This window comes from Agrobacterium sp. Azo12 (assembly GCF_029193765.2).
Classification (GTDB): Bacteria; Pseudomonadota; Alphaproteobacteria; order Rhizobiales; family Rhizobiaceae; genus Agrobacterium.
In genome coordinates this window covers 2,272,836-2,290,824 of sequence record NZ_JARFYO020000001.1, presented here as the reverse complement: position 1 = coordinate 2,290,824, position 17,989 = coordinate 2,272,836, and the positions used below count along the sequence as shown (strand labels likewise).

The 17,989-nt window shown below is 56.6% G+C and carries 20 protein-coding genes; 17 read left to right on the top strand and 3 right to left on the bottom strand.

Annotated features, from left to right (window positions below; genetic code table 11):
* Nucleotides 1-10: 10 nt before the first annotated feature.
* From PYL13_RS10910 to tgt, 4 genes are all read left to right on the top strand, one after another.
* Nucleotides 11-580, top strand: coding sequence for a peptidylprolyl isomerase (locus tag PYL13_RS10910; protein ID WP_275641336.1), 570 nt, complete (start codon nt 11-13; stop codon nt 578-580).
* Between the two features lie 35 nt (nt 581-615).
* On the top strand, nt 616-1,125 hold the full coding sequence (locus PYL13_RS10905) for a peptidylprolyl isomerase (protein WP_192490997.1): 510 nt from the start codon (nt 616-618) through the stop codon (nt 1,123-1,125).
* Between the two features lie 74 nt (nt 1,126-1,199).
* Nucleotides 1,200-2,306, top strand: coding sequence for a tRNA preQ1(34) S-adenosylmethionine ribosyltransferase-isomerase QueA (gene queA / locus PYL13_RS10900; RefSeq protein ID WP_275641335.1), 1,107 nt, complete (start codon nt 1,200-1,202; stop codon nt 2,304-2,306).
* Nucleotides 2,306-3,436 carry a tRNA guanosine(34) transglycosylase Tgt gene (tgt, locus tag PYL13_RS10895; RefSeq protein WP_192490999.1) on the top strand — a complete coding sequence of 377 codons (1,131 nt, stop codon included), beginning with the start codon at nt 2,306-2,308 and terminating at the stop codon, nt 3,434-3,436. Before queA ends, tgt begins: the two co-directional genes overlap by 1 nt.
* A 124-nt stretch (nt 3,437-3,560) precedes the next feature.
* Here the strand turns inward: tgt and PYL13_RS10890 are convergent, their stop codons facing one another.
* Complete coding sequence (locus PYL13_RS10890; protein ID WP_275641412.1) at nt 3,561-3,761, bottom strand: hypothetical protein; 201 nt, start codon at nt 3,759-3,761, stop codon at nt 3,561-3,563.
* Nucleotides 3,762-3,849: 88 nt separating this feature from the next.
* On the opposite strand from PYL13_RS10890, the gene PYL13_RS10885 reads away from it, so the two are divergent.
* The 12 genes from PYL13_RS10885 to PYL13_RS10830 all read left to right on the top strand — a co-directional run bounded on the left by PYL13_RS10885 (nt 3,850) and on the right by PYL13_RS10830 (nt 16,089).
* Nucleotides 3,850-4,695, top strand: coding sequence for a septal ring lytic transglycosylase RlpA family protein (locus PYL13_RS10885; RefSeq protein WP_441296635.1), 846 nt, complete (start codon nt 3,850-3,852; stop codon nt 4,693-4,695).
* 98 nt (nt 4,696-4,793) lie between these two features.
* On the top strand, nt 4,794-5,966 hold the full coding sequence (locus tag PYL13_RS10880) for a D-alanyl-D-alanine carboxypeptidase family protein (RefSeq protein WP_275641333.1): 1,173 nt from the start codon (nt 4,794-4,796) through the stop codon (nt 5,964-5,966).
* Between the two features lie 91 nt (nt 5,967-6,057).
* Nucleotides 6,058-6,729, top strand: coding sequence for a dTMP kinase (tmk, locus tag PYL13_RS10875; protein ID WP_405049401.1), 672 nt, complete (start codon nt 6,058-6,060; stop codon nt 6,727-6,729).
* Nucleotides 6,726-7,748, top strand: coding sequence for a DNA polymerase III subunit delta' (locus tag PYL13_RS10870; RefSeq protein WP_250985481.1), 1,023 nt, complete (start codon nt 6,726-6,728; stop codon nt 7,746-7,748). Before tmk ends, PYL13_RS10870 begins: the two co-directional genes overlap by 4 nt.
* 130 nt (nt 7,749-7,878) lie before the next feature.
* Entirely contained in the window at nt 7,879-9,429 is a 1,551-nt protein-coding gene (metG, locus tag PYL13_RS10865; RefSeq protein ID WP_192491004.1) for a methionine--tRNA ligase, read from the top strand.
* Between the two features lie 10 nt (nt 9,430-9,439).
* Nucleotides 9,440-10,225 (top strand): TatD family hydrolase, encoded by a 786-nt coding sequence (locus PYL13_RS10860; protein WP_275641332.1) that lies wholly within the window; start codon nt 9,440-9,442, stop codon nt 10,223-10,225.
* Entirely contained in the window at nt 10,222-11,046 is an 825-nt protein-coding gene (locus PYL13_RS10855; protein WP_275641331.1) for an MBL fold metallo-hydrolase, read from the top strand. Before PYL13_RS10860 ends, PYL13_RS10855 begins: the two co-directional genes overlap by 4 nt.
* A gap of 21 nt (nt 11,047-11,067) precedes the next feature.
* On the top strand, nt 11,068-12,849 hold the full coding sequence (locus tag PYL13_RS10850; RefSeq protein WP_409515534.1) for a chloride channel protein: 1,782 nt from the start codon (nt 11,068-11,070) through the stop codon (nt 12,847-12,849).
* A gap of 123 nt (nt 12,850-12,972) precedes the next feature.
* Nucleotides 12,973-13,410, top strand: coding sequence for a YqaA family protein (locus PYL13_RS10845; protein WP_275641330.1), 438 nt, complete (start codon nt 12,973-12,975; stop codon nt 13,408-13,410).
* 143 nt (nt 13,411-13,553) lie between these two features.
* Nucleotides 13,554-14,822, top strand: a complete 1,269-nt coding sequence (locus PYL13_RS10840; RefSeq protein ID WP_275641329.1) for a hypothetical protein — start codon at nt 13,554-13,556, stop codon at nt 14,820-14,822.
* A gap of 32 nt (nt 14,823-14,854) precedes the next feature.
* Complete coding sequence (locus PYL13_RS10835; RefSeq protein WP_275641328.1) at nt 14,855-15,562, top strand: hypothetical protein; 708 nt, start codon at nt 14,855-14,857, stop codon at nt 15,560-15,562.
* An 8-nt stretch (nt 15,563-15,570) separates the two neighbouring features.
* Nucleotides 15,571-16,089 carry a GNAT family N-acetyltransferase gene (locus PYL13_RS10830; protein WP_275641327.1) on the top strand — a complete coding sequence of 173 codons (519 nt, stop codon included), beginning with the start codon at nt 15,571-15,573 and terminating at the stop codon, nt 16,087-16,089.
* Here the strand turns inward: PYL13_RS10830 and PYL13_RS10825 are convergent.
* A complete protein-coding gene (locus PYL13_RS10825; protein ID WP_275641326.1) occupies nt 16,086-16,901 on the bottom strand; it encodes a helix-turn-helix transcriptional regulator in 816 nt (271 codons plus the stop codon). The genes PYL13_RS10830 and PYL13_RS10825 overlap by 4 nt on opposite strands.
* Nucleotides 16,902-16,977: 76 nt before the next feature.
* Between PYL13_RS10825 and PYL13_RS10820 the strand changes: the two genes are divergently transcribed.
* Nucleotides 16,978-17,700, top strand: a complete 723-nt coding sequence (locus PYL13_RS10820; protein WP_275641325.1) for a class I SAM-dependent methyltransferase — start codon at nt 16,978-16,980, stop codon at nt 17,698-17,700.
* A gap of 12 nt (nt 17,701-17,712) precedes the next feature.
* On the opposite strand, the gene PYL13_RS10815 is transcribed toward PYL13_RS10820, so the two are convergent.
* The gene (locus tag PYL13_RS10815; protein ID WP_275641324.1) at nt 17,713-17,952 is read right to left on the bottom strand and encodes a hypothetical protein; all 240 of its coding nucleotides are present in this window, start codon (nt 17,950-17,952) and stop codon (nt 17,713-17,715) included.
* Nucleotides 17,953-17,989: the final 37 nt, after the last annotated feature.

Genomic DNA, 17,989 nt, shown 5'->3' with positions numbered 1-17,989 from the left:
GGAGCTTGATATGAAATTGCTTCACCTTGCCCTTGCTGGCGCACTCTTTCTTGGCGCGGCCATTACCAATGCGGTGGCTGCCGATGACGACTTCCTGACCATTCAGCTGAAGGATGGTCCGGTGGTTATCCAGCTTATGCCGGAAGTTGCACCAAAGCACGTTGCGCAGATCAAGGAACTGGCCAAGGCCGGTGAATATGACAATGTTGCATTTCACCGCGTGATCGACGGTTTCATGGCGCAGACTGGCGACGTGGAATTTGGCGATATGGAAAACGGCTTTAACGCTCGTCGCGCTGGCACTGGCGGTTCCAAGCTGCCGGATATTCCTGCAGAATTTTCAAAGACACCGTTTGAGCGTGGCACGGTTGGCATGGCCCGTTCGCAAAACCCGAATTCCGCCAATTCGCAGTTCTTCATCATGTTCGATCAGGGTCCGTTCCTGAACGGCAAGTACACCGTGGTTGGCAAGGTCGTTTCCGGCATGGAAGCGGTTGACAAGATCAAGCGCGGCGAAGGCGGCAACGGCGAAGTTTCCGACCCGGACAGAATGATTAAAGTCACTGTCGGCAAAAACTGAAACAGGGCCAGAAAGCCCGATTGAAGGAGATAAAAATGGCCGAGATCAAAGATCCGCAGAACACCCTGATCATGGAAACCACCAAGGGTAAGGTTGTTATCCAGCTTCTTCCCGAAGTTGCCCCTGGTCACGTTGCCCGCATCAAGGAACTGACTGCGGAAAAGGCATATGACGGCGTTGTTTTCCACCGCGTTATCGAAGACTTCATGGCGCAAACCGGCGACGTGCAGTTCGGCAAGCAGGGTTCTGAAAACTTCAACCCGGCCCGCGCTGGCATGGGCGGTTCCGACAAGCCGGACCTGAAGGCTGAGTTTTCCGCAACCTCGCACATTCGCGGCACCTGCTCGATGGCCCGTTCGCAGAACCCGAACTCCGCCAACTCGCAGTTCTTCATCTGCTTCACCGACGCTCCTTGGCTGAACAAGCAGTACACGGTCTGGGGCCAGGTTATTGAAGGCATGGAAGTTGTCGACAAGATCAAGCGCGGCGAACCTGTTCGCGATCCTGATTCCATCGTTTCGATCCGTCTGGCTTCCGAAGCCTGATTTGCGATTTTAACGGCAGAACCCGCTTCGCAGACATGCGGAGCGGGTTTTGATGTTTTTTTGAGAGTCTTGAAATGCGTGTAGACCTGTTCGATTTCGACCTGCCAGAGGAAAATATTGCGCTGCGCCCGGCCAATCCGCGCCATAGCGCACGCCTGCTGGTGGTTGATCCGAACACGGGGGCCGTAGCGACAGAATTGTCTGACCACAGCGTCATTGACCTGCCAACGTTTCTGAAGCCGGGCGATGCGCTGGTGTTTAACGACACGCGCGTTATTCCAGCCCAGCTTGAAGGTGTACGCCTGCGCGAAGGTGCGCCGGAAACGCCGGTTTCTGCGACGCTGCACATGCGGGTTGGTGCCTCGCGCTGGAAAGCCTTTGCCAAACCCGGTAAACGAATCAAGGCCGGAGACCGCATCCGTTTCGGTACTGGTACCGGTGAGGGGCATGGTGAGGCCTGCCTGATTGGCACACTGGATGCGACCGTCGAGGAAAAGGGCGAGGAGGGTGAAATCACCCTGCTGTTTGATTTTTCCGGTCCGGCTCTCGATGAGGCGATTGCGTCAGTTGGCCATATTCCATTGCCGCCCTATATCGCGGCCAAGCGTCCTGAAGATGAACAGGACCAGACCGATTACCAGACCATTTATGCGCGGGAAAAAGGTGCGGTTGCCGCGCCGACCGCCGGTCTGCATTTTACGCCAGAGTTATTTCAGGCGCTGGACAAGGCCGGTATCGAGCGCCACTTCGTGACGCTGCATGTCGGTGCCGGCACCTTTCTGCCCGTCAAGGCCGACGATACCAATGACCACCGCATGCACCATGAGGTTGGTTATGTCTCTGAGGAAACGGCTGCCAAGCTCAATGCGGTGAAGGCACGGGGCGGGCGCATTATCTGCGTTGGCACGACGTCGCTTCGCCTGATTGAAAGTGCAGCCGACGACAGTGGCGCCATTCAGCCATGGTCCGGTTCCACCGACATTTTCATCACGCCCGGTTACCGCTTCAAGGCGGTTGATGTGCTGATGACAAACTTCCATTTGCCGCGGTCCACACTGTTCATGCTGGTCTCAGCATTCAGTGGCCTGGAAACGATGAGCCGTGCGTACACGCACGCCATTTCCTCCGGCTACCGTTTCTATTCCTACGGCGATTCCAGCCTGCTTTTCCGGAAAAACTGATGCACGACAAATTTACGTTCACCCTCAAGGCCACCAGCGCTGGCGCCCGTCTTGGCGAAGTGGCCATGCCACGCGGCGTTATTCGCACGCCAGCCTTCATGCCGGTTGGTACTGTCGGTACCGTCAAGGCCATGTATCTCGATCAGGTCCGTGATCTCGGCGCCGACATCATTCTTGGCAACACCTATCACCTGATGCTGCGCCCGGGCCCGGAGCGCGTTGCGCGCCTTGGCGGCCTGCATGAGTTGATCCGCTGGAAACACCCGATCCTGACCGACAGTGGCGGTTTTCAGGTGATGTCGCTGTCTGGTCTGCGCAAGCTGGACGAGCAGGGCGTGACCTTCAAGAGCCATATCGATGGCAGCCTGCACCACATGTCGCCGGAACGGTCGATTGAAATTCAGGGTCTCCTGGGTTCCGATATCCAGATGCAGCTGGACGAATGCGTGGCGCTGCCTGCCGAGCGGCGGGAAATCGAGCGCGCCATGGAAATGTCGCTGCGCTGGGCAGAACGTTGCCGTGTGGCCTTTGGCGAACAGCCAGGCAAGGCGATGTTCGGTATCGTGCAGGGTGGTGATGTTCCTGAACTGCGTATCCGTTCGGCCGAAGGCTTGAAGCAGCTTGACCTCAAGGGTTACGCTGTTGGCGGTCTGGCCGTGGGTGAACCGCAGGAAGTGATGCTGCGCATGCTCGACACCACCTTGCCGGTGCTGCCAAGCGAAAAGCCACGTTACCTGATGGGCGTTGGTACACCTGATGACATCCTCAAGTCTGTAGCACGCGGTATCGACATGTTCGATTGCGTGATGCCGACCCGTTCGGGCCGTCATGGTCTGGCCTTTACCCGCCGTGGCCGCGTCAATATTCGCAACGCACGCCATGCCGAAGACATGCGCCCGCTGGACGAACAGTCCAACTGCCCGGCGTCGCGTGATTATTCGCGCGCTTACCTGCATCACCTTGCCCGCTCCAACGAGGCACTGGGCGGAATGCTGCTATCCTGGCACAACCTGGCCTACTATCAGGAGCTGATGCAGGGCATCCGCAAGTCCATCGAAGAGGGGCGTTTTGAGGACTTTTATGCGGAAACGCAGGAGATGTGGGCCAAGGGTGATATTGACCCAATCTGACGTAACGGCAGGCCGTTCAAACCGGCCCGCATTAACCTGTTGCTAACCATAACCAATACAATTTTACCGAAAAAGGCATCAGGACTCGCATTTTCGCCATGTTGTCCACAAGATTAAGCATCTGTTAGACGCTTGGTGGCAGGTCAATACCATCAAGCATCGTGGCCAGTGTGGAAGCTGGCCAGACAGCAGGATGGGGCGTAGTTTTGACTTTTGACGGCAATAAATTCGGATTGAGCGCAAGATTTTTCGCGGTCGCAGCTTTGTGTGTGGCGACGGTATCCTGTTCAACAACATCCGAGCCTAAGAAGAAAACACGGAGCAAGGAATACTTCTCCGAATCCGAGTATGGCGTGAAGGCAAGTCCTCGCGTGGCCACGGGCAAAAACGTTCCCAAAGGGGGCGGGCGCTTCATGGTCGGTGATGCATATACAGTGAAAGGCCGCCGGTATTTTCCGAAGGAAGATCCCGGTTATGACAAGAGTGGTCTGGCCTCGTGGTACGGCTCTGCCTTCCACGGTCGCCTGACAGCGAATGGCGAAGTTTACGATTCTGATCATCTCTCGGGTGCGCACCCGACATTTCCGCTACCCAGCTATGCCCGCGTTACCAATACTGAAAACGGCTCCTCGGTCATTGTTCGCGTCAATGACCGTGGACCGTTCCATGAAGGCCGTATCATCGACGTTTCCAGCAAGACGGCCGAACTTCTCGACATGAAGCGCACCGGCACTGCCAATGTGCGCGTGCAATATGTGGGTCGCGCCCGCATGGACGGCCATGACATGCCGTATCTGATGGCATCCTATATTCCGAAGGGGTCGCGCAGCCCGGCTGTGAACCCTGAAGGGCAGATTGCAACAGGTGTGATGGTGGCGTCCGCCTCACGGGATAATATTCCGGTGCCATCCTTCAATCCAACCTATTCCGGCTCTGCACAGACATCGCTGGTTGGCAATACGCCAAGCCATACGCTGCAGGCGCCCACACCGTTTGCCAATGCAGCGCCTGCCGCGCAGTCGCAGCAGGGCTACGAGCAATTTATGGTTCTGCCGGAAATTGGCCCCTTCGTGCAGCAGCGTCCGGATAGCAACTATTTGAGACTGCCATCTGCCAAATATGCCGCTGCCTATTCTGCCGACAATGACACGACCTCCAAGACTGAAGCCGTGTTCCAGCAGGTTTTGACGGGCGATCGTGGTGAGTTGACCGAGCAGTCCATTCTCAGCTTCGTGAAAAAGAAGCAGGCCAGACAGTAATATCTGTTCACGGGTCATTGATCTGGCGGTACGCTTTAACCGCCAGACAGGGTTCAATGCGTATCATCGCAAAAATGAGACGACGATTCGGGCCTTTCATGCGTAAGACCACACTCCATTCCCTTTGCCTTTTGGCCGTTCTGGTAACAGGTGCGGTTGTTCAGCCGGTGGTGGCGCATGCCCAGACGGCCGCCTTTACCGTCAAGGCGAAACAGGCCTATGTCATCGATGCCGAAACCGGCACGGTGCTTTTGTCGCAAAATGAGGAGGAGGTGTTTCCGCCTGCCTCGCTTTCCAAACTGATGACCGTTGATCTGGTGCTGGATGCGGTGGTGAAGGGCGAACTGAGCCCCACCCAGACCTATGCCGTATCGGAATATGCCTGGCGCACCGGTGGTGCGCCATCGCGCACCTCCACCATGTTTGCGGCGCTGAAATCCCAAATCCCCGTCAAGGACCTGCTGACCGGTATCATCGTGCAGAATGCCAATGATGCCTGCATCATTCTGGCCGAAGGCATATCCGGCTCTGACGCCAGCTTTGCCAAACGCATGACCGAGCGCGGCGTTGAGCTGGGGCTGGAACACAGTGCGTTCACCAACTCCACCGGCCTGCCGGACCCCGGCAACAAAACCACCGTCAAGGATATGGTGGTGTTGGCGCAGCACCTGCACCAGACCTATCCGGCATTTTACAGCCTGTTCACCAAGCCGGATTTCGAGTGGAACAAGATCTACCAGCGCAACAAGAACACGGTTCTGGGCGCTGCACCCGGCATTGATGGGTTGGGACTTGGTTTCGATCAGGCCAATGGCTTTGCGGTTGTTGCCTCCGCCGAGCGTGACGGCCGCCGCATCTATCTTGGCATGGCCGGTCTGCCCGATGACAAGGTGCGGTTTGAAGAAACCCGCCGTGTGGTGGAATGGGGCCTGACGAGTTTTCAGAAACGCACGCTTTACGCCAAGGGCGAGACCGTGGGTGCCGTCAGTGTTTACGGTGGTACGCAGTCGTCGATTGATGTTGCGGTGGCAGAGCCGGTCAATATTGTCGTGCCGATCAGCAATCCGGACCGCCTGACTGGTAATATTGTCTATCACTGGCCGCTCAATGCGCCGGTAGAACCCGGCTTTACGGTCGGTACCTTGCAGATTTTTGCCGGTGACCGCTTGCTTCGCGAGGTTCCGCTCGTCACAACCGCGTCTGTGGAAAAGGGTACTCTTTCGCAAAACGCCGGAGATGCGCTTATGGAGCTTCTGTTCTTCTGGTTATAACAACACCGGTGTTGCGACTGGTCGCCCACCGAATATTCAACTATGCTTGAAAATTGATGATTTGCCGATCAAGCAAACGGGAATGCTGAAATTGTCCGATAAACGTGGATTGTTCATAACCTTTGAAGGTGGCGAGGGCGCCGGAAAATCCACGCAGATTCGCATGCTGGCAGAGCAACTGCGTGAGCGCGACCTCGACGTTATCATCACCCGCGAGCCGGGCGGCTCGACCGGTGCAGAAGCCGTGCGCCATGTGCTGCTGTCCGGTGCTGCAGAATCCTTCGGCGTGCGCATGGAGGCAATCCTGTTTGCTGCGGCGCGCAACGACCATGTGGAAGAGGTTATTCGCCCGGCGCTTGAAAAAGGCACCGTTGTTCTTTGCGACCGTTTTCTGGATTCGTCGCGCGTCTATCAGGGCACCACAGGCAATCTTGAACCGGACTTTATCGAGACATTACAGCGTATTGCGGTCGACGGCTTTATGCCCGACGTGACGCTGATATTTGATATTCCCGCAGCGGCAGGCCTTGCACGTGCACGTAAACGCGCTGACGACGGTGCGGTGCCTGACCGTTTCGAGAAGGAAGAGATCGAGACGCATGAAAAGCGCCGTGAAGCCTATCTGGATATTGCGCTTGCTGATCCGCGTCGTTGCCGAGTGATCAATGCCGACCAGCCGCTGGAACAGGTGGCGGAAGATGTGTGGGCGATGGTTGAGCCATTGCTGAACACGCCAGCTGCGCAGAAGCAGGCATCGAAATGAGCGACATTCCCGGCGTTCTCGAAGGTGCCATTCCACCGGCGCAGAACACGAAACTTTTCGGACATGCCGAGGCTGAACAGTTTCTGGCAACGTCCTACCGCTCCGGTAAAGGCCACCATGCCATTCTGGTCGAGGGACCTGAAGGCATTGGCAAGGCAACGCTTGCCTTCCGGTTTGCCAACCATATTCTGTCCTATCCTGATCCGGCCAGCGCGCCTGAGGTGATTGCCGATCCCGTGCCTGATAGTGCCGTCAGCCGTCAGATCATGTCCGGTGCGTCCCATAACCTGCTGCACCTGTCGCGTCCGGTCGATGAAAAGACCGGCCGGGTGAAGTCTGCGATCACCGTTGATGAAGTGCGCCGTGCCGGGCATTTCTTTTCGCAGACCTCGGGCACCGGCAGCTGGCGTATCGTGATCATCGACCCCGCCGATGACCTGAACCGCAACGCTGCCAATGCGATCTTGAAGATACTGGAAGAACCGCCGAAACGGGCGATGTTTCTGGTGCTGTCGCATGCACCGGGCAAGTTGCTGCCAACCATCCGTTCGCGCTGCCTGCCATTGAAACTCAACCCGCTTGATGACGGTAATCTGGAACGCTCTCTGGCCAATCTTGGTGTTGGTGTGCCTGACGACAAGAAGGCCGAGTTGCTGACGGCGGCGCGTGGCAGCGTGGCGCAAGCGCTGAAACTGCTGAACTATGGCGGCGCCGACATTATCGAAGCCTTTGGCGCGATCATGAGCAATACCGGGCCTGCCGCCAGAAAATCCATGCACAAGCTGGCCGATGTGCTGTCGCAGAAGGACAGCGACACGGTTTTGAGCTTCTTTATGGATTATGCCAGCGAGGAACTGATTGCTCGCGCCAAGGCAGCAGCGCTGGCTGGTGACCTGCATGCGGCCGACTATCACGCCCGGCTATCATCCTCGATCGGTGAACGCATTACCATTGCGCAGGCCTATAACCTTGACCGCAAGCAGACTGTGCTTTCCATTCTCGAGGAAATGCAGCGCTGACTGCGCACTGGTTCACGTCATCTCCCGTCAGATAAAAAGCCCCGTCGCGTCCAAGTTGGTGTTTCGCTTGTGCGAACAATAGGCTATGAGCGGTTTACCTAGGAAACATAGTGTAAAGCTGATAGCCGTCATGACAGACAAGACACCTTTTTATATCACCACCGCGATTTCTTACCCCAATGGCAAGCCGCACATCGGCCACGCCTATGAGCTGATCGCAACCGATGCCATGGCGCGTTTCCAGCGTCTGGACGGTCGTGATGTGTTCTTTCTGACCGGAACCGACGAGCATGGCCAGAAGATGCAGCAGACCGCCAAGGCAGAGGGCATTACGCCGGAAGCACTGGCGCAGCGCAATTCTGACCAGTTCCGTGACATGGGCAAGCTGCTGAATGCGTCCAATGACGATTTCATCCGCACCACCGAAGAGCGTCACCACGAGACATCGCGCAATATCTGGAACCTGATGGCCGATAACGGCGACATCTACAAGGACAGCTATGCCGGCTGGTATTCCGTGCGTGACGAAGCCTATTACGGCGAAGACGAAACCGAAGTGCGCGCCGATGGCGTGCGTTACGGGCCGCAGGGCACGCCGGTGGAGTGGGTTCAGGAAGAAAGCTACTTCTTCAAGCTGTCAGAGTATCAGGACAAGCTGCTGAAGCTTTACGAAGAAAACCCAGACTTCATCGGTCCGGCCGAGCGTCGCAATGAAGTGATCTCTTTCGTCAAGTCTGGCCTTCGTGACCTCTCGGTATCGCGCACCACCTTTGACTGGGGTATCAAGGTGCCTAACGATCCCGCACACGTCATGTATGTGTGGGTGGATGCGCTGACCAACTACATTACCGCCACCGGTTACATTGAAGACAAGGATGGTCCACGCGCCAAGTACTGGCCAGCCGACGTGCATATCATCGGCAAGGACATCATTCGTTTCCACGCCGTTTACTGGCCTGCATTCCTGATGAGCGCTGGTCTGCCGCTGCCAAAGCGCGTCTTTGCCCACGGCTTCCTGCTCAACAAGGGCGAGAAGATGTCGAAGTCGCTCGGCAATGTGGTTGATCCGGTCAATCTGGTGAACCATTTCGGCCTCGATCAGGTGCGGTATTTCTTCCTGCGCGAAGTCTCCTTCGGCCAGGACGGCAGCTACAGCGAAGAAGGCATTGGCATCCGTATCAATGCCGACCTTGCCAATGGCGTTGGCAACCTCGCCAGCCGTTCGCTGTCGATGATCGTCAAAAACTGCGATGGCAAGATCCCGGCACCGGGTGCTTACACCGATGAAGACAAGGCGATGCTGGCGTCTGCCGATGCGCTGCTCGAAATCTGCCGCGACGAAATGGGCAAGCAGATGATCCACAAGGCACTGGCGGCAATCATTGCCGTTGTGTCTGAAACCGACCGTTATTTCGCCGGTCAGGAGCCATGGGCGCTGAAGAAGACCGACCCGGAGCGTATGGGCACTGTGCTTTACGTAACGGCGGAAGTCGTGCGCCAGATTGCGCTTCTGTTGCAGCCATTCATGCCTGACAGCACCGCAAAGCTGCTTGATCTGGTGGCAGCACCGGCTGACAAACGTGATTTTGCAGCACTGGGTGAGGCGGGACGTCTTGTGCCCGGCACACCGCTTGAGGCACCGACACCCGTTTTCCCGCGTTATGTGGCGCCGGAAGCGTAAGGTATAACAGATGCTGATCGATACCCATTGCCATCTGGATTTTCCGGATTTCGAAGCGGAGCGCGATGACATCATCGCGCGCGCGCATGCGGCCGGCGTCAAGCAGATGGTGACGATTTCAACCCGAGTGCGGCGTTTGCCTGAGCTGTTGAAAATCACCGAAAAGTACCCGTCAGTGTTCTGCTCGGTGGGTACCCATCCTAATAATGCAGATGAAGAACTCGACATAACTGCCGAGGAACTCATCAAGATCGCCAATAGCCATGAGAAGATCGTGGCGATTGGCGAGGCGGGTTTGGACTATTTCTACGACACGCAAAAGCCAGAAGACCAGAAAACCGGACTGCTGCGCCACATCGAGGCCGCACGGGTCACCGGTCTGCCGCTGGTCATTCACAGCCGCAGTGCCGATGATGACATGGCAGCCATTCTGAAAGACGAAAGTGCCAAGGGTGCCTTTCCGTTTATCCTGCATTGTTTCTCGGCCGGACCTGAACTGGCAAAAACCGGTGCGGAGCTTGGTGGTTATGTGTCGTTCTCCGGCATTTTGACTTTCCCGAAGTCGCAGGACATCAGGGACATTGCCGCAACCGTTCCGCTCGACCGCCTGCTGGTAGAGACAGATGCGCCTTATCTGGCGCCAAAGCGCTGGCGCGGCAAACGCAACGAACCGTCCTATGTCATCAACACCGCCGAGGTTCTGGCCGAGGTGCATGACATGAGCTACGCCGAGATGGCGCGCATCACCACAGAAAATGCATTTCGGTGCTTTTCAAAAATGCCGAGGCTGGGATGAGCGTCTATAAAAGACGCTTTACAGTTCTAGGCTGCGCATCGTCCCCCGGTGTGCCGCGCATCAACGGTGACTGGGGCGCCTGCGACCCTGACAATCCGAAAAACCGGCGCAGCCGGGCCGCCTTCATGGTGGAGCAGTTTGCGCCTGATGGCGGCAAGACCACCGTCGTTGTCGATACCGGGCCTGATTTTCGCCATCAGATGATCAGCGCCGGTGTCGACCATATCGACGCCGTGATCTACACCCATGCCCATGCCGACCATCTGCACGGCATTGATGACCTGCGGGTGTACTGGGCGCTGCAACGACAGCGTATTCCCATCTATGCCGACCAGGCGACCCTGGACCGCATTCGCGACGGTTTCGCTTATTGCCTGAAGACACCCGTGGGCAGCAATTACCCCGCGATCATCGAGGCCAATATCATTGACCCGAAGGCCGGTACATTCGTGATTGCGGGCGAGGGTGGGCCAATCGATTTTACGCCGCATCTGCAACACCATGGCGATATTTTTTCGCTGGGTTTCCGCATGGGTGATGTGGCCTATTGCACTGACGTCAGCCGCTTCCCCACGCAAAGCCTTGCGCAGTTGCAGGGGCTTGATGTGCTTGTTATCGATGCGCTGCAATACCAGCCGCACCCCAGCCACCTGTCCTTGTCGCAGGCGCTGGAAAGCATCAATACGCTGTTGCCAAAACGTGCAGTGCTGACGCACATGCATACGCCGCTGGATTACGATACCGTGATGCGCGAAACGCCTGATCATGTTGAACCGGCCTACGACCAGATGCGTTTTGAGGTTGAAGTCAACGCTCCCTGATACTGCCTGTGAAGGACTACCATGTCGACCAAGCCTTTCCGTGCTCCCAATATGGCAAGCTTTTTCGACAATGTGCGCGCCAGCCGGTTGCGCGCCATGTTCCGGCGTGGCGAACTTGGGTTGGTGGCCTTGGCTGTCATCATCGGCATTGCCGCCGGTCTTCTTGTCTGGCTGATTGGCGCGATGAGCACGGCGCTGCATGTGCTGGTGTTCGGGGTTGAGCGGTTAAGCAGCAGCACTCTTTCGGGCTGGGTTGTTTTTGTCGGGCCCATGGCCGGTGGCGCGGTGCTTGGCCTGATCATTTTCATTCTGTCGAAAACCCGCAAAAAACCGATGATCGACCCCATTGAGGCCAACGCGCTGCATGGCGGGCGTATTTCCCTGACCGACAGCATTCTGGTTTGCCTGCAAAATATCGTGTCCAACGGTTTTGGCGCGTCGGTGGGCCTTGAGGCCGGTTACACGCAGATTGCCAGTGGTGTTGCCTCAAAGCTTGGCACCAAGCTGAAACTGCGGCGCGGCGACATGCGTATTCTGGTTGGCTGCGGGGCCGCCGGTGCCATTGCCGCCGCCTTCAATGCGCCGCTGACCGGGGCGTTTTATGCCATTGAACTGATTATTGGCACCTATACGATTGTCACGCTGGCACCGCTGATCGTCTCTGCGCTGGTTGCGACCATCGTCATAGGTTTTATTGGTGGCCACGGCCTGACAATCGACCTGTTTGATGCGAGCCGCGTGACGGCGCCGGATTATGTGCCGGCCATCATTCTTGGCATTATCTGCGCGGCGATCGGTATCGTGCTCATGCAGGCGGTATCCTTCATTGAGGAGACAGCGCGCAAAAGCGCTATTCCCACCTGGTTGCGCCCGACGCTGGGCGGCGCTGTGGTCGGGGCACTTGCGCTGATCTCACCACAGGTTCTGTCCAGCGGCCATGGGGCGCTGCATCTCAACATCGATGCCGACCTGCCAATTTACATGCTGGCCGGGCTGTTTCTGCTGAAAGCCGCCGCCAGTGCGATTTCCATCGGCTCCAACTTCCGTGGTGGCCTGTTCTTCGCATCACTGTTCATGGGCGCGCTGCTGGGCAAGATTTTTGCCATTATCGTGCCCTTCATCGGTTACGGCCAGACCGCGCCCATCGTTTACGCCGTTATCGGCATGAGCGCCTTTGCCGCCGCCATTATTGGCGGGCCACTGACCATGACCTTTCTGGCGCTGGAACTGACCGGGGACTTCCAGATTTCCGTGCTGGTGCTGGCAGCCGTTGTGACCACATCGCTGGTGGTGCGCACCACGTTCGGTTACTCCTTCGCCACATGGCGTTTTCATCTGCGCGGTGAAAGCATTCGCAGCGCCCATGATATTGGCTGGATCCGTGACCTGACGGTGGGCCGCATGATGCGTGCCGACATTCGCAAGGCCAATGTCAGCATGGGACTTGCCGACTTCAAGGAAAAGTTTCCGCTGGGTTCCAGCCAGCGCGTTGTGATGACCGATGATGATGGGCGTTATGCCGGCATGGTTCTGCTGCCGGAAATCTATGCAGACCCGATGGACCGCGACCCGGAGACCATAAACCTTGGAACCTACCTGCATTACAAGAACGACATTTTGCTGCCGACCATGAATGCGCGGCAGGCGGCAGCGGCCTTTGATGCCGCGGAAAGCGAAGCGCTTGTAGTCGTCAACAACAAGATCGAGAACCGGCCGGTTGGCCTGTTGACCGAAAGCCACACGCTGCGCCGTTACAGCGAAGAGTTGGAACAGCGCCGCCGCGAGGCATCGGGCGAGCTTTGAGCATGGTTGACGATTCCGACGCGATTTACCCGCGCCTTCATTTCGCACAGGGGCGGGCAGGGTCTATCGCCACCGCCATACCTTCATCATCGACAGCCACCACACGGAATGGTCCCACCACTGATGACTGAACTTGCTGCCCTCTCGGGCTTGTTTATGGCCGCCTTTGTGGCCGCCACGATTTTGCCCGCCCAATCGGAAGCGGTGCTGGTGGGGCTGATCTATACCGGCCATTATGCCGTGTGGATATTGGTGGCAGTTGCAAGCGTCGGCAATGTGCTCGGCTCCGTCGTCAACTGGCTGCTGGGGCGCGGCATCGAACGCTTCCGCAACCGGCCATGGTTTCCGGTCAAGCAGACATCGCTGGAGCGCGCGCAGGGCTGGTATCAGCGTTATGGCAAATGGTCACTGCTGCTCAGCTGGGCACCGATTATCGGCGACCCCTTGACCGTTGTTGCCGGCGTGATGCGCGAACCTTTTCCGGTGTTTCTTCTGCTCGTGACCATCGCCAAGGTCGGCCGCTACGTGGTGCTTGCCTGGGCGACGTTGAATTTGGTGTAGGGAAGAACCCACCTAAAATTCATGTTAGTCAGCATTTGCAGGGTACAAAAGCGCAAAAAAACAGTTGATTGGCGATTCGGACATTTGCGCGCTATGCGAGCATTCTGTAAGAGTTGGTGCAAACCCGTTGGGATACACACAGAATGACTGATTTATATGTCGCTAAGTTACCTGACCGCGCAATTATTTCTCTTTTAGTAGAATTGAAAGAGACATTTGGCACTAGCAGTCTAAATATCGATATCGGTGGAATAACGCTCCAGGAAGATGGTTACGAAAAAATCATCCAAACTAAGGGAGCTACCTATTTCATTAAATCATTCACTTGGTACTCTGATCCAACAAAGTTTATGATTGGTATGGACCGTGGCACCGTCCACAATGGTTTAAATCCAGCCTATTACGACTTTATATCGTTTTCTCCTCAATCTGGCCATGCGCAGTTGGACGACGTCCTAATCGCAGATGCGATACTAAAGAAACATGTTTCTTTTCCGAAAGTAAATGATGCCCGCGAGTTGGCTAAGGATACCATAGGTATCATCGACAGGGAGACCGCTGCACTTTCTCAACTTCATGTTGCGATGCTCGAAAATGCCGAAGAACTGCGGGCCAAATATGAAAGTGACGCTGCACTACGTCGGCAGCAATTTGAAGAGCAACAACTTACCGCAGAAGAAGACATTCGGCGCCGAGAAGCGGAAGCGCTGGATCGGATAAAGACCGAGCAGGTTGCTCTTGATGAGAGATTTAAGCAGTTCGATCAATCAGACCATATGTTTGCGCGACGAAAGCAACGCGAGGAGATCAGCGCGCAGGTTCAAGATTTTTTGGTAAGACCGCAGGGATCGATATCGACACAGCTAAAATTCACAATGTTGGTTGGGGCCGTCATACTGGCTTCTGGTGCGGCAGGATATTTTGCTTACGAGACTTTTTTGGAGTTTATTTCGCTTCTGAGCCGTGAGCCAGCTAACCCTAGCATATCTCCTGCTATTCCAGACAGAACATACCTTATATGGTTCCTTGGAGTCCGTGGAGGTATCCTATCGGCCACGTGTATCGGCTTTGCTCTTTATCTGATTAACATGGTTAGAAAATCTCATGATGAAGAGCTTGAATATCAGCATCAACTTCGTCGCTACGGCATGGACATAAATCGCGCTAGCTGGGTTATTGAAACTGCGATGGAAATGACGACGAAGGAAGGTGCCGCGCTTCCGGAGCGATGGATTGAAGGTGCATGTGCCGGGCTTTTTCAAGTGGACGATAAGAAGGACGCGGAAGTAAGCTCTCTTGCAGCCTTGGGGGCTGTTATGGGCTTGGGGCCGGAGGTAACAGTCGGGCCTAACGGGGCAAGCTTTAAAATTCCTTCGAAGGGTGCGAAGAAAGCTGCAAACGACGCTGACTGATCTTCTATCAACTGGATGATGGTGGGCGTTAGATGACACAAGATAGATTCATTCTCAGTGTGTTTGACCTGAACCTGTGGTGCACGGTTCTGGAATGCCGGTTTGTGGTGGATGATGTGGCTGCGCTCGGCGCAATTATCGATGCTGATCTTGAAGAAGATCAGGCATTTGTCGATTCCTACACAGTTGATGCCGATGAGCTGCGTGCCATCAATCAGCGTTTCGGCACGGATTTTCGACCTGAAAGCACCGGCCTGACCGAGTTTGAAATAGAGCTGGAGCGCGAACACCAGCGCATTGGCCAAGGGTCCTTGCGTGAGGTGCCCTACCTTGTTCACACCCGTTATGAACTGCCGCTGATGATTGATGGCCGCAAGAAGCTGGCCCGCCTGACCGGTGGCGAGACCGCCAAGGCCTATGGCGAAGATGCCTTTGATGTGTGGGTGGAAAAAGGGCTGTTGCACAAGCAGGTGATTTTTGTTCCCATTCCAGAAGAGCACCGGTCTGGTCTCTTCGACACTTCCGTTAAAGGCTACCGGAACGTCTATTACACGCTAAAGGGCGAGGAGTGGCGCATACCCGCCATGGAATTGCTGTGGAAGGCATGTGAGCGCGGTGCCCGCTGGAGCGAAAATTACGAGCGGATGGAAGGCATGTTGTTTGGTTATGATGACGAGCAGAATGACTGGTGGATAGAGCACCAGCGGGCGCGGCGTGGCAAAACGGAAAATGACCTGTGAATGCGGACATGATGACACTGATTGATTTTGAGCCTGCGCACTTTCCCGTGTTGCGCAGCTGGCTTTCCAGCGAGCGAGAGCTTGTGCAGTGGGGCGGGCCCGACCTGACCTTTCCTGTCAGTGACGAGCAGTTGGAGCAGATGCGCGCCGAGGCGTCTGGCACGCCGCCCAAACGCCTGTGCTGGATGGCGGTTGATGCTGATCAGGCACTGGCCGGGCATATTCAGTTGGCCATGGATTGGCGGCATGGCGTTGCCCGCATCGGGCGGGTGATCATTGCCCCGGATCATCGTGGCAAGGGACTGGCCGGGCCGTTGCTGCAAGCGGTTCTCGAACGGGCTTTTTCATACCCTGAAATCGAGCGTGTCGAGCTGAACGTCTATACCTGGAATACGCCGGCCATACGCACCTATGCCAAGGTGGGTTTTGTGCCGGAGGGAGTGCGGCGCTCGTCTGTTCAGGTGGGTGACGAGCGCTGGGACACCGCTATCATGGGCATGTTGCGAGCCGAATGGGAGGCCATTTAAGCCCGGTGTGTGTTCAGAGTGGCTGGCCCCTTCCGGCCATCTGCGCATTCTATGATGTCTGTTTCAAACCGTGGCGCGTAGCCGTAGGCGCGGGAAAATGCCCGTGAAAACGCAGCCGCACTGCCGAAGCCGACGGCAGCGGCGACTGATTTGACACTGCGGCCCGAGCGCAATTGCGCGCGCGCCAGCGACAGCCGCCACTGCGTGAGATAAGTGGCCGGTGGTTGGCCGACCACATGTTTGAAGGTTGCGATGAAGGTGCTGCGTTTCATGCCCGCACGTTGCGCCAGTTCACTGATTTGCCAGTCACGTGCCGGGTCCTCATGCATGGCAATCAGGCTGACATGCAGCTCAGCATGCGCAAGTCCGGCCAGCAGCCCGGCATTGACGGTGCCTGCGGCAATGGCCTTGCGAATGGCCAGAACCACCACCACTTCGCACAGCCGGGCAAAGATCGTGCCGCCGCCACAGCGCCGTTCAAGGCTTTCTGTGACGATGAGGTCTGACAGCCCGCGCAAGTGTGGTTCCTGCGAAAGATCAAACGACAATGTGTCGGGCAGGGTGTTGATCAACGGATTGATGATGCCGTTGAAATCGATGACAGCGGCGGTCAGCAGTGTGGTGCCCGGCAGGGGCGCCGCGGCGCTGCGCGGCATATAAAGCAGGTGGGTTGGCGCGCCTGCGCCATCCGCATCCAGAATGAGCAGATTGGCGATATCTGGTTGTTCAACGTGATGGGCTTGAAGACCGTAGGTGCGCAGGAAGGCTGCCAGCCGGTCATGCTTTTGGTTCGGATTTGAACGTTCGATCATGCATTTAGCCATAGGCTTGATCGATATTGAGGTAAACTGATGACAACGCACTCATGCCATTAAATGGACTGCCGTCATGTCAGACACACCCGCAAATTCCGTCACCAAATTTGATCAGTCACGCGCAGAGGAATATGCGCGCCAAAGCCGGATTGCGCTTGCCGGTTACGATGCCTGCCATGAACTGTCTGCCTGCATGGTGTCGGCCTCTCTCGCCGATATCAGTCAGGCCCGCATTCTGGTGGTTGGGGCAGGTGGCACGGCTGGTGAAATTATTGCCCTTGCGGGACTGGAACCCGACTGGTCGTTTGTGGCTGTCGATCCGTCCGTACCGATGCTGGAAGCGGCGCAGGAAAACATTGCTAATGCCGGGCTGGCGGCGCGGGTTACCTGCATAGCCGGTGACCTGTCGTCTGTTGCCAGCGATGCGGTGTTTGATGCCGCCATCATGATTGGGGTTTTGCACCACCTGCCCGGTGATGCCGCCAAGCGTGACATCATGCGCCAGCTGGCAGCCCACCTGAAAGACGGTGCACCGCTTGTGGTGGCCGGAAATTACCGCGCCTACCAGTCTCGGCCGCTGTTCATGGCGGCATGGGCGCGACGGTGGAAAATGTCCGGCGCGCAGCCGGACGAGATCAGGGCAAAGATGGACCGGATATTGCAAGGTGCCGAACCACCGGTCTCGCAAGAGGCAGTCGATACGCTGTTTACACAAAACGGGTTTGAACACCCCACGCAGTTTTTTGCCAGCCTGTTCTGGGGCGCATGGATTTCAAGGCGTCGCCTGATGCCCTGATTGCCAAGGCGGTTACTGGCGGCAAATGCGGATGCGCTTTGCCTCCTTCTTTTCCTCAACATCAAGCCATTGTTCGGTGAAGGCGGTTGGCGGGTCGTTCAGAAGGGCGTCGATGTCGAGACCATGGCGCAACATGTCGCGTCGCGCCTTTGACGGTAGAAGTTTTGCCAGCAATTGCAGCGGTGTGACGGGCAGCTGCAGTTTTTCCACGCAGATGCCATCGACATATTTCTCGATAAGAAGTGTGCTCACGGATTTGTCTTTCGATGTGGTTGTTGATTGGGGAGGA